This is a genomic window from Lactobacillus sp. B4015 (assembly GCF_026536055.1).
In the GTDB taxonomy this organism is placed as follows: domain Bacteria; phylum Bacillota; class Bacilli; order Lactobacillales; family Lactobacillaceae; genus Lactobacillus; species Lactobacillus panisapium.
This window is the reverse complement of sequence record NZ_JAFNOY010000008.1, coordinates 1-15494: the sequence shown is the minus strand read 5'-3', so window position 1 is coordinate 15494 and position 15494 is coordinate 1. Positions and strand designations below refer to the sequence as shown.

The 15494-nt window shown below is 39.7% G+C and carries 17 protein-coding genes and 1 tRNA gene; all 18 read right to left on the bottom strand.

Annotation, left to right across the window (positions count from 1 at the left end):
- Positions 1-3114 carry a tape measure protein gene (locus J3U71_RS08670; RefSeq protein ID WP_267394477.1) on the bottom strand — a complete coding sequence of 1038 codons (3114 nt, stop codon included), beginning with the start codon at positions 3112-3114 and terminating at the stop codon, positions 1-3.
- Positions 3115-3313: 199 nt separating this feature from the next.
- Positions 3314-3745, bottom strand: a complete 432-nt coding sequence (locus tag J3U71_RS08665; RefSeq protein ID WP_267394475.1) for a phage tail assembly chaperone — start codon at positions 3743-3745, stop codon at positions 3314-3316.
- Positions 3746-3757: 12 nt separating this feature from the next.
- Positions 3758-4246, bottom strand: coding sequence for a phage tail tube protein (locus J3U71_RS08660; RefSeq protein ID WP_267394473.1), 489 nt, complete (start codon positions 4244-4246; stop codon positions 3758-3760).
- Positions 4247-4263: 17 nt separating this feature from the next.
- The gene (locus J3U71_RS08655; RefSeq protein ID WP_267394471.1) at positions 4264-5700 is read right to left on the bottom strand and encodes a phage tail sheath subtilisin-like domain-containing protein; all 1437 of its coding nucleotides are present in this window, start codon (positions 5698-5700) and stop codon (positions 4264-4266) included.
- A complete protein-coding gene (locus J3U71_RS08650; RefSeq protein ID WP_267394469.1) occupies positions 5697-6104 on the bottom strand; it encodes a phage tail terminator family protein in 408 nt (135 codons plus the stop codon). The genes J3U71_RS08655 and J3U71_RS08650 overlap by 4 nt, the downstream gene beginning before the upstream one ends.
- A complete protein-coding gene (locus tag J3U71_RS08645; RefSeq protein WP_267394467.1) occupies positions 6104-6547 on the bottom strand; it encodes an HK97 gp10 family phage protein in 444 nt (147 codons plus the stop codon). The genes J3U71_RS08650 and J3U71_RS08645 overlap by 1 nt, the downstream gene beginning before the upstream one ends.
- Positions 6544-6909, bottom strand: a complete 366-nt coding sequence (locus J3U71_RS08640) for a hypothetical protein (RefSeq protein WP_267394529.1) — start codon at positions 6907-6909, stop codon at positions 6544-6546. Before J3U71_RS08640 ends, J3U71_RS08645 begins: the two co-directional genes overlap by 4 nt.
- Entirely contained in the window at positions 6909-7274 is a 366-nt protein-coding gene (locus J3U71_RS08635) for a hypothetical protein (RefSeq protein WP_267394465.1), read from the bottom strand. The genes J3U71_RS08640 and J3U71_RS08635 overlap by 1 nt, the downstream gene beginning before the upstream one ends.
- Positions 7275-7276: 2 nt before the next feature.
- Entirely contained in the window at positions 7277-8305 is a 1029-nt protein-coding gene (locus J3U71_RS08630) for a capsid protein (protein ID WP_267394463.1), read from the bottom strand.
- Entirely contained in the window at positions 8305-8859 is a 555-nt protein-coding gene (locus tag J3U71_RS08625) for a phage scaffolding protein (RefSeq protein ID WP_267394461.1), read from the bottom strand. The genes J3U71_RS08630 and J3U71_RS08625 overlap by 1 nt, the downstream gene beginning before the upstream one ends.
- Before the next feature lie 104 nt (positions 8860-8963).
- The gene (locus tag J3U71_RS08620; RefSeq protein ID WP_267394459.1) at positions 8964-9491 is read right to left on the bottom strand and encodes a super-infection exclusion protein B; all 528 of its coding nucleotides are present in this window, start codon (positions 9489-9491) and stop codon (positions 8964-8966) included.
- 8 nt (positions 9492-9499) lie between these two features.
- A complete protein-coding gene (locus J3U71_RS08615) occupies positions 9500-9709 on the bottom strand; it encodes a hypothetical protein (RefSeq protein ID WP_267394457.1) in 210 nt (69 codons plus the stop codon).
- Positions 9710-9721: 12 nt separating this feature from the next.
- Complete coding sequence (locus tag J3U71_RS08610) at positions 9722-11137, bottom strand: minor capsid protein (protein WP_267394455.1); 1416 nt, start codon at positions 11135-11137, stop codon at positions 9722-9724.
- Positions 11109-12551, bottom strand: coding sequence for a phage portal protein (locus tag J3U71_RS08605; protein WP_267394452.1), 1443 nt, complete (start codon positions 12549-12551; stop codon positions 11109-11111). The genes J3U71_RS08610 and J3U71_RS08605 overlap by 29 nt, the downstream gene beginning before the upstream one ends.
- Entirely contained in the window at positions 12542-13792 is a 1251-nt protein-coding gene (locus tag J3U71_RS08600; protein ID WP_267394450.1) for a PBSX family phage terminase large subunit, read from the bottom strand. Before J3U71_RS08600 ends, J3U71_RS08605 begins: the two co-directional genes overlap by 10 nt.
- On the bottom strand, positions 13776-14561 hold the full coding sequence (locus J3U71_RS08595; RefSeq protein ID WP_267394448.1) for a terminase small subunit: 786 nt from the start codon (positions 14559-14561) through the stop codon (positions 13776-13778). Before J3U71_RS08595 ends, J3U71_RS08600 begins: the two co-directional genes overlap by 17 nt.
- A 61-nt stretch (positions 14562-14622) precedes the next feature.
- Positions 14623-14967 (bottom strand): hypothetical protein, encoded by a 345-nt coding sequence (locus J3U71_RS08590; RefSeq protein WP_267394446.1) that lies wholly within the window; start codon positions 14965-14967, stop codon positions 14623-14625.
- Positions 14968-15078: 111 nt separating this feature from the next.
- Positions 15079-15150: transfer RNA gene (locus tag J3U71_RS08585), tRNA-Phe, on the bottom strand.
- Positions 15151-15494: the final 344 nt, after the last annotated feature.

The window sequence follows — 15494 nt, the reverse complement described above, 5'->3', positions numbered from 1 at the left end:
TTAATTTAAAGCTTTCTCTTGCTTGGCTATTATTCCATTTTCTAAAATGCCCAAAAGCTTATCAGCATCATACTCGGCATTTCCAGAGCTATTGATCTGAATAGCACCACTTTCGATTGTCAATGTTGAACTGTGGTTGTCAGATGTTGTTGTGTTACCGCCAAACTTTGTATTAACTAGGCTACCGCTTTGATCATCACGATTAAAGCCATAGCCAACACCAGAAGCATCTGGTGTCGCTGTGGCAATCATTGCATCGCTGGCATTAGCAATTAGTCCTTGAGTGGATTCCATGCCCACGGCCATACCTTTGCCAAGATAACCACCAATTTCTGCAAACAATCTTGATGGAGAATGGATCTTAGCCTTAGCACGTGCAGCCCTATCAGCCTGAGCAACTAGTGCGTCAGCAGCTGCTGCTACAGCCCCAACTTGTGACCGCATACCTGCGGCTAGTCCAGCACCAATCATTGCACCGGCGCTAAACATTGGGCCGGCCCCAGCTTGAGCAATTGCTGCAGCTCTACTAATTGCTGATTGAACACTTGCCAAGAACGCACCTGTTTTTGCGCGTCCCATTCTTGGGCCTGGTATTGGCCTGATTTTTGGCATTGTCGGTTGTGGCACCTTAGGTCTGGAAACCTTAATATGCAATGTCTTGGTCTTTGGCATTGTAGGCTGTGGTACCTTAGGCTTAGCAACCTTGGCATGCATTGTTTTAATCTTAGGCGCCTTAGGCGTTGGTATCTTAGGTTTGGCAACTTTGGCATGTAGAGTCTTAATCTTTGGAGTCTTCGGTGTTGGTATCTTTGGCGTCGAATACTTTACTTTAGACGCTTTAGATTGCAGTAATTTTTGAATGTTTGTAGTCGAATCTAATTCGGGTTTAATTTTTGTTTTAATTGATTTTGACTTCAAATTGTTCAATTTTGCTGGATCAGGTAATTGATAATCAACTTTTACTTTGGCTTTTTTAAGAGCTTGCTTGTTAGCAAATACATTGTCCAAACTGTTGATTTTTTTGTTTTGCTGAACAATATTTGGCATTTTGATATTGTCAAGGCTAGATTTAGTTGTTTTAGCTTGGGCATCAATTCCCTTAAGTGAATTAATTACAGCTCCTGTCGCTTTAAACTCACCCACATGATTAAGTGAATCAAACATGTGGTTAATATCATTACCCGCATCGCCGAATGCTTTACGCATTCCGCTAAAACTGAAATCTCCATTTTTAATATCATTAAATGCAGAGCCAACGGCTCTGATTCCATCACATACCGCTCTCAAAGAGTAGATAAATGAAGATGCAACGCTTATAACGCTCGTAAAGGCATCAGCAAGTGCACCAATGCCCACTGCTATGCCATAAATTGCTCCAATGCTAATAGCTCCAAGCACCTTGCCAAATACCGCAAAGACACCACTTGCTGGTGCGAGTGCCTCGCCCAAATTACTAAAAGCATTACGTAGTGGTTCAAAAATTGTACCGATGTTGCTAAACAGGTTGCTCATGGTACTTCTAAAATTAAAAAGGTTAGTTTGCCAAGCATAAATAGCACCAACTATTAACACGGTTATGCCAATTAACGCTGCACCTATTGGACTAATCGCTAATGATAGACCAGCTGCTAGAGCTGTACCCAATTGCGATGTAAGCGCCGTTAGCATTGCTGGTATTGTTTTTAACAAAGAGCCAGCATTAATAATCCCATTTACTAAATTGCCAATGCCACTTGTTATTTTTGAAAAGCCACTTGCTACTGCGCTGATTCCTTTCATCGCAACAAAGGCGGTTGCCAATGCAGTGACAGCTGTGGCAACGTGTTGTAATTGTCCTGGATTTAACGACCCAATAATCTTTAGACCGGCTGCAATAGCAGCAAGTTTAAGACCATTAGTGCCAAGTTTTAACGCTATAAAAGCAGCCGCTAACATCTTGAGCGCACTAGGATTAATTTTTGAAATAGCCTGTACAACATTGGCAATCCCGCTAGCCATGGTTAATGCAAACCTACCAAGGTCTTGACCAATTCTATTAAACAATCCTTTCAGTCCTTGATTATTAGAAAGACTGCTAAACATCGTCCTAATGCTATCTCCAATGTCTCGAACTATGTTAACAAACTGGTTTTTATTAAATTGACTGGTAAAGCCTTTTATGAAGGCACTGCCTGCCGTTTTGATACGATTAATGCCATCAATTAACTTGTCAGCAAAACTTGTAAAGTTAACTTTTCCAAGCTTGTCAGTAATGCTACTGATTGCCTTAATACCAATTTCACTTAATTTCTTAAATTGCGGTTGAACCTTGTTAGCCAACGTCTCCTTCAACCCGTCCAACGCTTGACCAATAGTCTTGTATTGCGTTGCCATCTTGGAGAAGTTGGCATTAGTGCCCGTTTTTGCGATTGCATTAAGAAATTCTTCTGTCTTAATCTTACCTGCTTGAACGTTCTTAACTAGCTCTTTAGTAGACATTCCCATCGTCTTACCAACTGCCGCCATACCTGCTGGCGACTGTTCTAGCATTAGCTTGAAATCTTGCCATTGTACCATTGGCTTAGCAGCCATTTGGGTAGCCTGTTCTGACAAAGTCTTCATAGCTTGTTTTGGATCATTAGCCGCTGCAGCTAAACCACCAAAGCCTTTAACCAACTGTGTGGTATTTTTAGTACCAACAGCAGCTAGTTGACTATACGTCGATGCCATGTCAGACGATGAATAGATTGTATCTTGCGCAAATTTTTGCAACGAGTTTCTGGCAGAATTGATCTGCGCTGGGCTCTTGCCAATCTGGCGCATGTTGCCCTCAAAAGTTGACCAAGCGACTGTTGATTCGTTTAATTCTCCAACAAAGGCACGGACGCCAGTACCTGCAGCACTCATGGCAGAACTAATCATGTTCCCAATTGCAGAACCGGCAATTAATTGCCTAAGTCCTATATTGGCTGTGTTAGCACTACGTCCCATGTTCTCGATCCCAGCTGAGCCTTTGTTCATTTCAGCTTTAAGTCTGTTAGCTGCAGCCATGCTGCGTTGCATCCCAGAATTAAATCTGTTTAAAACATTACTAAAAGCGTCATTAATTCTGAGTGTCCCACTAATAGTGGCCATCTCTTACCTCCTTTCTATCTATATTTTCTAGCCTCTCGTTCGGCCTCTTTACGTTGTTTTTCTTCAGCTTCAACACGAAGGTCAATCGTGGCCTGCACCATTGCTTTTTCTCTTAAAGATAAATTGCCGTATTGACTAGGCGTCCAATGATATTCGTTAATGCAGTAGTAACAATAATTAAAGTCCCGATTGGACTGAATTAGTTTTTTGCTATTTCAACGAAATTGCTCAAGCTATCTTTATCAAATCCAGAAATTTCAGATATTGCTTCTAATAAATCGCCATATTCTCCGGCCTTAGAAATCATTTTTCGTAACATTTTAGCCGGCTCAGCAATACATCCCCATGATTTTTGTAGTTTTTCATCGTTTAAATTAGGAACAATAACAGATTTTTCAATTAGCAAGTCAGTAAACTTGTTACTGTCTGACTTTTCAACTTCTTGATAAGTCTTCTTGCTGATCATTCTTGAAGTTGCTTGTTTTTGTAATTGATCAAACTCTTCAGAAGTTATGCTCTGAATTACAAAAGGTTCCTTATAGCCCGTAATCTTAATCTCTTTAGTACTACGTTCTTGCTTTACATTTTCCGCTAAAAAGTCATTAACGTTGTATTCCTTTTTAATACTCATCTATAGTTCTCCTTATAAATCAAAGCCTGTGAATGGCGTTACTAAATTAACTTGTTCAAAGGTAAAGTCTGTTTTCCATTGCATGACGCCATTATCAGCTTTGAAATCTGCAAATGAAATATCGTTTAGATTCACTTCGCCTAAATGGATTGTTTGAGTACCAGCTTGGCTGGTTGGGTCATTAATTGTAAACGTGATTTCAAAGTATAGGTCTTTACCACCTTGTACGTAAGGTAAAGCATACTTAGTCCAATTTGAACTAATTAAATAGCCACCAATTGAGCCTGTTCCTTCAACAGAAGTAACTTTTTTATGAACCCAGCGACTGCCTAATGTTTGCACATCTTCTTTGTTCTTTTCCAACTTTGCACTGAACTCATTACATTCAATCAACGGATAAACATTGCCATTAATTGTGATATATACTTTTGCATCTTTTGTTGAAATGGTATCGCGACCATTAAGAAATGAGCCAACGGTGCTTACTGTTTCATCTGCCATCTATATTTACCTCCTAATTATTGAACAACCATTGTCATGTACAACTTTTCCATTGAGTCCAGTGGAATAATTGCTAAGTTAACAACGATTGCGTCTCGGTCATTGCCTTCTTCAACCGTAATATCATCCTCGTTAAAACCATTGATTACGCCAGCATCTGACAAGCTTTGCAAATAACTGACAATGTTGGCCTTAAATAAGTCACGTCCAGCTGAGTTATTGGTAATCTTGCCAATAAACATTTCTTCAAATGTACGCTTAATTCGAGTTACGACTGTGTCCATTGTTCTTACAACACGGTTTTTGCTGAAAAAGACTGGCTTATCAGCAGTAACCTTGGTCAGTGAGTTAATATCCTGTTCAATAACCACTGTTTCATTACGTTTTGTAGTGAAAACAATCTGCCCATTTTCCAAAGCTTCAATCGTCTTGTCGTTACTGAACTTCGGGTACGCACTGATTGCATCGGGGTATTCCACATATGTTAATGATTTTGAAGCATCAGCTGAACTAGATGCACCTGCAAAGTAGCCTGCTGCTACCGTGGCATCTAATTCAGTGCCATCTCCAAGTACAACACCATTAGCTACTGTAGAAATACCTTCATAATTGATCTTGTCAGTTGTTGCTGGCACAACTCCTCGAACCTTAACATCATTGTCATCACGTAGGTGCTTAATCTCATCCACTAACTGCTTGTGCAATGGACTATCAACTGGGAAGCCTGCTGTAGTTGCTACATCATAGTCTTCAGTTTCTAGCGCATCATTTAGTAAGTCAGCAATCTGAACAGGCACAGTAGTACCTCCAGTTAGGTCAACAGTTACGTCATTGCCTAGGCTTTCTAACTTAGATGCCATTACAACTGGTGTATTGCTTGCTTTTAATGATTTAGTTTTGGTATCAGAGCAGTCACTACCATTGCTGCCATTTCCATCACTACCTGGAGCAGATGGCGCTAATTCAGTTGTTTTTTCAAATTTGACAAAATCATTGTCAATTAGATTGTCTGGCTTAGATACATCTATAACTTGTTGATCAACCATCTTAGTGCCAAACAGTGTTGATACAGTTACCTTGCTATCCTGTTTTTGAACCGTCACATGTAATTCGTTGCCTTTAGTGCCGGAATACATTGCCGTGAACTTCCATGGCAATGATGGCTCAGTAGCTGTTGCTGGCTTACCGTCGTTATTGTTAAGCAATAGTACTGTGTTGGCACCCTTTAATACTTCATGCAGTGTTTGCAATTCTGGGTCATTAATGTCATGTCCAAGCAATGCCTTAAAATTTGAATCGCTAGTTAATTTAATAATTCCTTTGGCTCCCCAATTCAATTGAGTGCTGATAGGTAATAGTGTCCGTCCAATGTCTGCGCCTGTATTATCTTTGCCCTTGCCGACAACGTTAATATAGGCACCTGGACGGCGTTTATTCTGTGTTTTCCAGCTCATTTTATCTGTCCTTTCACATCTGTATTTTGTAATTTGATTTCATCTTTTTTGTCGGGGTAGAAACGGCCCCATATTTCGAACTTATAGATTAATGTATTGTCTTCTTGCTGAATAACTTCAATATGCCTAAGCGGCGCATAGTCTTTTAATTCCAGCAATCCACTTAGTAGGTAATCTTCGACACGCTCCATGTCCGTTTTAGGATTTTCAGGATTAGGAAAATAGATAACCTGATAGGTCTGCTTACGCATCTGTCTATCAAACAATTCGCTACTTGCCGACGTTCCGATTTTTTCAATAAAAAAAGACGGCTCGCTAAAACCGTCTGCCTGATTTTCAGTATAAATTACTGCATTAGGAAATAGCCTTGCAAGTTCATCTGCAATACGCTCAATTATTGTCATTAGTCATCCATCAACTTTCTTAGCATGTCCCATATAACAGGTGTCAGCAATTCAGGAACCTGGCCGCTAGTTTGGTCGGTTGCTCTTTGCAAGAAATGCTGCCCTGGCACCCAACTAGCCTTCAACCTCTTACCAATCGCAGGCACATACTGACCAACATTCTGCCGGTGGCCATTTTCAACGAACGAGGCATAGTTCTTACCGTTTCGCAATTCGATTGAAATGTCTGAGCCTGAAAAATAGGGTCCTTTTAGTTGCCAACTACGACGAAGATCACCCGTCTTAACTGGAGTATTAGCCTGAGCATTACGCTTGTAAGTCTCACCCACATTCTTAACACTCTTTTTGAGCTCATTTTTAAGTTCACCGCCAGAAACTACTGCATTAACATGCTGCGCAAATCGTTGAAATTCTGCATCATCAAAATCGCCAAATGCACTCATGCTTTCTCATCCCTCGTCATTGCAACTTCTTGATGGCTCACATATCCCGAATATCCCTTACTTGAGCGCTTGTATTTAGTTACTTTGCCATTAGCGTCGGTAACTTCAATCGTTGCCCCTGCCGGTATGTCAATGCCAGTCCTAATTAGCAAAGTCGCATCGTATTCATCAGTGCCAAAAAATGACTGCTCACTGGCCTTTAATCCTTTGAGTATGACCTTAGCCGGCTCACCTGAAATAACCGTCACAGGCACGTTAGTAGTGATATGGTGCTCATTGACTACTTTCTTGGTGGCCTTGATTGTCACTTTATCAGTCCACAGCTTAGGGGCAATGTCTTTTAGTTTGTTAAATGCGTCAATTACCATTTAAGCCTCCTAAAATGGTTCAAATCAACAAAGAAGTCGTCTGTAATTGGGTTAATCTCTTGCACTTTAGCATATATTTCAGCTGGCGAACCGAAATTAACCGATACATCGCCTTCACTGATTGAGTTAACTACGTCACTATTGTCACTAGTCCAGTTGTGCGTCTGTATTAACTGCACGCACATTGCTACGATAGTGGTATCAATTTCAGGCGGTAACTCTCCGACCGGAATATTGGTGTAATTGGCCACTGACTGAATTACTCTGTCAATGCTAAAGTCCACAATGTCAGCATTAGCCTTGTCACCAGTTAGTTTGGTGACCTTATTCTTGATTTCTTCTTTACGTTCTTCATTCATCGCTACTTCCCGTTTTTAGCCGTTTTAGTGGTTGCTTTGCTGTCGTCAGCAGATTTAGTATCTACCTTTTCATCTTCAGTAGGATCAGTTGCTTGCACTGTCTTGGTAGTTGGTGCAGCTGGTGTCGCTTTATCGGCGATAACAAATTGAATACCTGCTGTCTTAGTGTTAAGCAGAAGAACATCGTTGTATGATTGCTCGTAATACAAATAGTTGCCGCTGGAAGATGCAGTTGGTTGATCAAAGCCTACGAAACTGTACTTCTCAGGTGCAATTTGAACGCCATTGTAGATTAACATCATTTCAATCTGCTTTGATGAGTCAATTGTCTTTGCACCAACCGTAAAATTATATGCAGTCTGCATTAAGTCAGAAGGTACGATTACAATAGACACGTCATCTAAGCTGTAAACCGTACGTTGGATGCTATTAGGATCTTTTAACGTTAAACCACGGTTCATTGCCTCAGCGCGTTTCAATACACCGTTAATCTTAGGTGTTACATATAAGTAACGGTTCTGATTTGGAATGCGCGCTTCGTCAAAGTCAACCATCATGTCATCGAATGCTGTCAGAATGTTCTTTTCATCCAGTGTATCAGTAGTAATACCTTTGCCACCGTCTTTAGTTTGCTTTTCTAAGAACAGCTTACTGAACATGTACTTGTCCATTTCTGGCATTTTTTCGTCCAAATTGAATTGGCGAGTAATATTAGCGATTGAAATAACGTAGTTAGACTCATCAATATCAGAAGGATCTACTAAGGTGCTCCAGTATCTTTCGTTTTTTAACTCGTAAGTGTCCCAATCGTTGCTGTAATTTGGCGTAATGTCGGTAATAGTACGTCTAGTTCTATCTTTTCTACCTTCTGTAATTGAAAGACGGGGCAACTTGATATGTTTTGCCCCGTCGAATTTAATTATACTGTTTGATGGTGATTGCCATAGCGGACTCGAATATAAGTGTCCGTCATAGAACCCTTGTTGAATTGCTTGTTGATACGCTTCTGCGTAATTAATTGTTCCTGCCATTATTTATTTGTCTCTCCTTTGAATACTTCTGTCATGGTCGACACAGGGTCAGGATCTGTTTTGCCTCCGCCACCTTGCGGGTTATATGGCTCTTTGCTGCCCTGGTCGAATAGGTAACCGTCAGATTTTTGCAATGAGCTGATCTGGTCATCTAAGCCTTCAAGCTCGCCTTTGTCGTTGAGTTTGACTTCGTCCATGTTTAAGAGAGCCTTGGCAGCCTTGGTATTGCGTACCTTTGCTTTTCCTAAAGCATTATCAACTGCACTATTTAATTTGGTTTGCTGAAGTTCTTTAGTTAGGTTCTCAGTATCTTGCTTGTACTTGGACTGAAGCTCTTTGAACTGGTTGCTTAATTCTTCGTTGTCGCCTGCTTGCTTTTTGAGCGTCTTTAAATCCTTGTCACGCTCTGCAATCTGGGTTTGTAACGACTCATTGGTTTTACCTAGCTCGTCTGTCTTGGCTTTCATTGCCTCAACGTCAGCGCCGTGTAAACCCATGACCTTATCAATTTGTTCATTGGTTAAATCTAATTTCTTTAGTTCTTCACGTTTCATTTGTTTCCTCTCTCGCGTCTTTTTACGTGGGGCGACCACAATCAAGGCATAAAAAAAGAGCAGTTTTACGCCTTGCTCAGGGCAAATTCTGGTTCAATTTTTTATTACTGCCTAGTTTTTTCTTTGCTTAAAGCTATCATTGCCTTTTCGGCTATAGGTTGTAATACATATGGCAATTTAGGATTATTGATATCTTTAACAAAGATTTGATTGTCAACTAATCCTATTAACCCGAATTGTTGTAAAAGTCTAACTTTTTGATTATGATATGGCAACATTACTGCATTGGGATGATTTGCATACATGTACTTTAAAATTTCCATTGCGTATTTGTCTTCAAGTAATTCATTTTGCTGTTTTATAATATAATCACTGTATTCCTTATCTCTTCTTTTTTTAATTCTTCTGGATCCATACTGAACAATAAGCAAAAATAAAGACCCAAAAAAAGCAATTACGATAATATAATTCCATTTATCAAAAAAAGAAACTAGTTTCAATTTTCCCAGAAAATTACTAGGAGAAAAAAACTCCATAGTTAATAATACTAAGCAAGTTAAAAAACTAGCCACAATTACTGAAATACTGAGCGGATTTGCTAAAAAATCAATTATTTTATCAATCGTTTTCAAAATAAACCTCAATTTGGTAATGCACTAACTACATCCGAAATCCAGACATCATCTTCAGGCTCATCCGCCATAAACAGCAGTTCTGGTTGATCATCGTCTTCATCTTCAATCTCATTAACAAAAATTGTTCGTTGAGTTCCGTCTTTTAATTTGAATGTAACATTTCTAGCACGAAAATTGTCTAAAATTTCAGGTAATGACATTTTATGTGGATCCATGATTAACCTCCTTTAGTTTAAATAATCTGGTTTAATAGGTGTAATATGAGCACCTTTATTTTTCCGATACGAAATACGCCCTTTCTTTGTCGGATACAGATTGCCATGTATATCTGCCCATTTGCCAATATAAGAATCATTGTTAAATGAAATTCTGTTCTTATCAGTATTTTTACGCTTTTTACCGTATTTATCAATCAACATTTGAGCTTCTTCAGATGAAATAGTTAACTCACTAACTGGTCTTTTGCGTCCATTTGTATAGTTCTTATATTCAGGAGTATTTCTTATGTGCTTATTATACTGCTCCGCATTGAGTTCGTTCCAGTTATAATTGCCCTTTTTTGAAATATATCTCGCAGCGTTATTCGGTAACGACACATTTTGTCTTTGATATTCAACAGCCTTCTTCCACTGATCGAAAGTCATGTTATCAACATAAGTTCCTTTGCCAGTTTCTGGATCTCTTGACCACCTAATTCGTTCGTCTGGCAAGCCTTCAATATATGGTACAGTAGTACATCTGCAATATGGATGAATTAACGGATAATTAATTCCGTCTTTTCTGTCCTTTAAATCAAATATCTCGCCATCAAGGTGTGCACATTCCTCACAGGTATGTGATTCTAGCGTGGCTAAATATTGGTACTTTTCAACGCCTTCTTCCTTGTATGCATCTGCAGTGGCTGTCTCGGCAATATGTCCCATTTCGGTAATTACTAACCGGTGCAGTTGATAATCCTCAACGTCTTTTATTCGTTGACGCATCATCTGGAATACTTGTTCATGTGAGTGACCAAGCACGGTGCCTCGTAGTAATGCATCTCCAAGCTCATTGGGTAGCACTTCAGTGTAGTTTTTCCAAATACGCTTAGAGAAGTTGCTGCCATCCCATGGTTTGTTGACGATTGCCTTAACTTGATACTCATTAACGTTAGCAAAGCTACTAGACAGCTTAGCCTTTTCTAATTGCGTCAAATAGATGCTATGCATGTATGTTTGTTGAAACTGATTAGATAGACTATGCTCTAGTTTATTGCTTTCAGAGTTGGCGTATTGGCTTAATAGGTTGGTTAGTTGCTCGTCTATGTTCTCAAGTCTTGATAACTGGCTTTTGAAATACTCGGCATCTAATTCCTTATCAAAGCCACCTTCTTTAGCTCTTCTTTTGTATTCCTTAAGCGTCATGTGCCAATCACGGGTACCAATCGTACTCAGTATCTTACGAGCATCCTCCTTGCTAATCTCTTGGTTATTGGCATAACGATTGAGCCAGTATTCAACTTCTTGCTCTAACATTGGCTGTACTTCCTTTAGACGTGCTCGCATTGCTGACTCAAACTCAGCAGCATTGGTTAATTGGTTGTCTTTCTCTTGTAAGAACCTTTTCTGCCAATAACTACGACTTCGTCTTGTCTTCTTGCTCATCGTCATCATCGCCGTTCAGATTATCAGGATTGCCAAAACTATCAATTCGGTTCTTCAAATCTTCTTGTTGGTCTTTTAATTCTTCTTGCCAATCTTCAACGATTGGGTTAGCCTTAGCAATTGCCTCTTTACTGGTGTAATTAGCAAGTTGACTAACTACCTGAGCACGCTCAACATCGTTCTGGATAGCGGTTCTTGTCCATGTCTGGTTAATGCGTACACTGTCAGCATCTGGTACCTTCAACCACCTCATGATTGCCCTAACTAATTCTGTTAGTGCATCCCTAAAGTAAGCTTCTGTCTTAGCAGCTTTCAATTCAAGGTGAGAATAAAGCATCTTAATCGCAGTACCCGTAGCGTTGTTTGTCTTGAAATCTGTCGGATCAATGCCTTGAGCATGAACAAAGATGTTGGTCTTAGTTGTTTCAAGCATTGAGTTACGTGCTTCAGTAGGTATATCAATTGTTAACTGGTCGACACCTGAGTCATCGCCACCGCCCATACTTCTAATCCTGATGGACTTGTATCTTTTTAGGTCCTCACGAAATTCGTCTAAGTTTTCTCCACCATAATTTTTCAAAATAAGAACAACTTGTTGAATATCATCAAGGTCATTAGCGTAGCCGTTATAGATCTTGTCGTAAACATCAATCAAACCCTTGTAGTGATATAGGTCTGGCTGTTGTTCCTTGTTTTTAGGAAATGCAATAAAAGGGATCCGTCCAAAACCATGATTGTTTACGCTTGATGTACCAATAAGTTCATCTGTTGTTAAATCATATACGTTGAACCTATCGTCAAATGGCTCCAAGTCAGTAAACTGTTCATCCTTGGATCTAAATGCTGTCACTGACGTGTCGTTCCAATATTCGTGAACCCATATATCCTTACCACTATCAGGATCAAACTCCTGATATGAGCGCCTTAATGCTACTAACTTGCGGTTTAGGTCAGATGAGTATATTGGTGTGACTTGATCTGGAGAAACGAGTGCATAGCGGAATTGTCCATCATCATCTATCCAGTAATGCAACCATGCAACGCCTGCATTAGCTGCATCAACAACTAGCTCGTTTAATCGCAACGCAAAGTTATCGCCCAACGTGTTTTTGATTTCTTCATTAGCTTTGTCATCTCCAACATCAATTGATGGTGGCTTGGTGGCTAAATAACCGGCTTCTTGATCAACTAATAATTGATGGAAGTTAGAGCTTACTCTATTATCAGCTGGTCTTAAAGGGTTCTTTTCTTTTTTAGCGGCATCGTCCTCTTTTGTTTTAGATTCACCGCCATTTTTTATGGTGATGTCATTTTTATTCTGATAGTAATCTTTTGACTTTTGATATTTATTAATGAAATTGACACGACTTTGTTTCGTATTCTCAAGCAGCTTTTTCATTGCCTTTACGTCCACTTGATGAAACCTCCTTTCCTTATTAGACTTTCAAGCGCATATCTTGTGGCGTCCATTGTATGGTCGTTGCCATCTGGATAGCCCGACTTATAATTACCATTCAAATCTATCTCGAACTCATAACTAGTAAACTCACGCCATGCATCTGGACAACGTTTAGGATCAATGACAATCTCGCGTAAGTCTTCTAGCCACTTGTAACCGTGGTCACGTGACCCACCGCCTTTAATTGCACCGTATATGTTCAAGCCTTGGTCCTGATACTCCGCAATCATGTCTGGGGATGCAGAATCAGCTGTTATTGGTTCATTGCGCTCGTTGCGTTGCTTAATCATTGCAACAGCATCACGTACTTTTAAGCCAACACGTTCGAACTCGTCAAAGATAAAGATACGCCGTCTTGCTGAGTCCCAATAGATTTTTACAAACGCAGTTGGGTCTTTTGCAAAACCAAAGTCCAAGCCATAATAGACCTTGTCGAACCTAGCAATCTCATCATCTGTAATTGGTCGTGTAGTAATGTTGTTGAACACTTCTGCACCAGTACCTGTTACTTCGCCAAGATACTCATGCCGATACGCCTTTTCATTGTCTTTTTCTAACTGTCTAGCGTCAGCAAGGAACTCAACACCCAGCCATTGCTTAGGTACTGCCCGATAGTCAGATAGGTTAACTAGTGTATCGTCACGCATCTGCTCTTTGTCCACTGCCTGATTAACCCAGTTAGACTGCCGAGCTGGTGGGTTGTACGAATAAAAGGTAATAATTCCAGACCCACCACGTCCTAATGATTGGTTGATCGAACGGATTTCTTCCATGCCTTTAAATTCAGTGACCTCTTCAAAGTGCTTGAACTTGGTGTAGCCCTGCCGGAACGTTTGCGACTTTATCTTGCGTGGATCGTCTGCACCTTTAAATCTAATCTGTTGGCCAGTTGGCTTAAATGTCAGTTGCATAGGACTAACTGACGACTGCCAGTATTCATCAACATGTAAAAGGTCAATTGCCCAAAGATACTGCTCAAATACAGAATCACGCAATGTGTTTGCAACCTTACGAAGAACAATTGCATTAGCATCTTTGTCTTGCATTATTCCCAATACAATCATGAGCGAAATAAAAGAGGACTTGGTCGAGCCACGTCCTCCTTTTAGCCAGTAATTTGCATGTCTTTTGTTATGAATATCCCAAAATAGCTTGTAAAAAGCTGGTGAGATGTTGTTTTTAAGGCTTACTTGCATCGCTGTCCTCCTTTGGGATGTCGAAATTGATGTTAACTGTAGTATCGCTGTCGTCTGATTGATCTTTGAGCCACTCTAGCAGCTTGTCACGTGCCTTTGTCTTGTCGTATAGCTCAATCGTTGCACCGTCTTTGCCCTTAGTTATCTTCTTGATTAGCGAAGTGTCTACCTTGTCTTTGTCTTTGAAGTACAAATAACTGTGATGAATAGTGATTTCATTGCCGTCTGCATCTGTCAGAAATGCACCACTTTCTTGGTCAGTTAGTTTCTCTGGCCAACTGCCAAAATCTAGGTAGTTACCAATGTCGCCCTTGGCCTCTTTTGCTACATCTTCAATCAGATCAAGCGGTTCAATTGCTAATTCCTTCAGCTTGGCCTCACGAATGCGTTTGATTTCTTTCTTTACTCCAACATTCGCCAACAGTCTAGGACCAGCAGTTTTTGCAATGTTATATTCCACATCATAAGCATTGATATAAGCTTGGGTTGCATTATACAGGCGCAGATATTCAAGCACGAATACCTTCTGCTTGTCTGTTAGCTTGCTATCATTAAGTTCCTCAATAGCTTTTTCACTCGGCTTTTTAGGGTGCACCCTTTTTGTGTCTGGTTGCACCCTTTTTTGCGCACCTTTTCTAGCCCAACCGTGGCGACTGCGCCATGACTTAACTGTGTTATAAGATACCCCGTACTTCTTGGCTATATCCTTGTACTTCATCCCAAGTTCATAGTCATGCTCAGCAGCTATTATTCTTTCCTGATCAGTCACATCATTTCACCGCCTCCTTTTTTGGACAAACAAAAAAGCACCCTTTTGAGTGCATCCTTTTCTAATATTTTTTTCTTTCTTGATATATTTCTTCTGGGCAAACCCATGTGTCATACTGAGTTTTAACAAGATGCACCTTCTTTTTTTCAGCATCCCAGCATCTAATGCAATACGGATCTGGTTCATCATTGTAATAATAAGCCCCATTTTTAATCTGGATATTCTTGGAAAAATCATTGTCATTTTCCATCTTTTCAATTTTGTGTTTTAAATCAATGTTCTCTTGATACATGTCCATTGTTTGATGTTCTAATTCTAAAGTGATTTGGGTTAATTTATAGTCCTTTGCTTTTTTTGACCATGCAATAATATCTTTAAACAAACCTGATAGCTCTGAATAATTCATATTTCCTCCTGTACTATCTCTATTCGCATAAACTATGCTAATTGGTTTAAAACAATAATACCAAAAATCTGTCGTTTTCTGCCGGATTTTATTGATAAATAAAAAATATAGTGGACAAAAGCGGAATTGAACCGCTGCACGAGGGACTTCACTCCTCTGCTCTACCAACTGAGCTATTTGTCCATAAAAGATTTCTCACAGCCATACTTTCTGTGAGAAATCTTAAGAACGTGTCAGGAATTGCACCTGTACCAATAGGTCTAGCCCTATAATTAAGATAACTTGACTTCCGTATTGGTCATTGCTATGAATCTACATAATTTGTGTGATAAATAATAATAATGACAAAAAACTAATACAATACACGTTCTGACATGCTCGCTATGTAATAGCTAATGTTGAAACTCTTGGATCAACGCATAGGTCATCGCACGCCTATTGCGGCAACAGGAATCGAACCTGATTACAACCATTGCCAGAACTCTTTTAAGAAGGAGTATAAATTTAAAAACTGTTAATAGCTATCA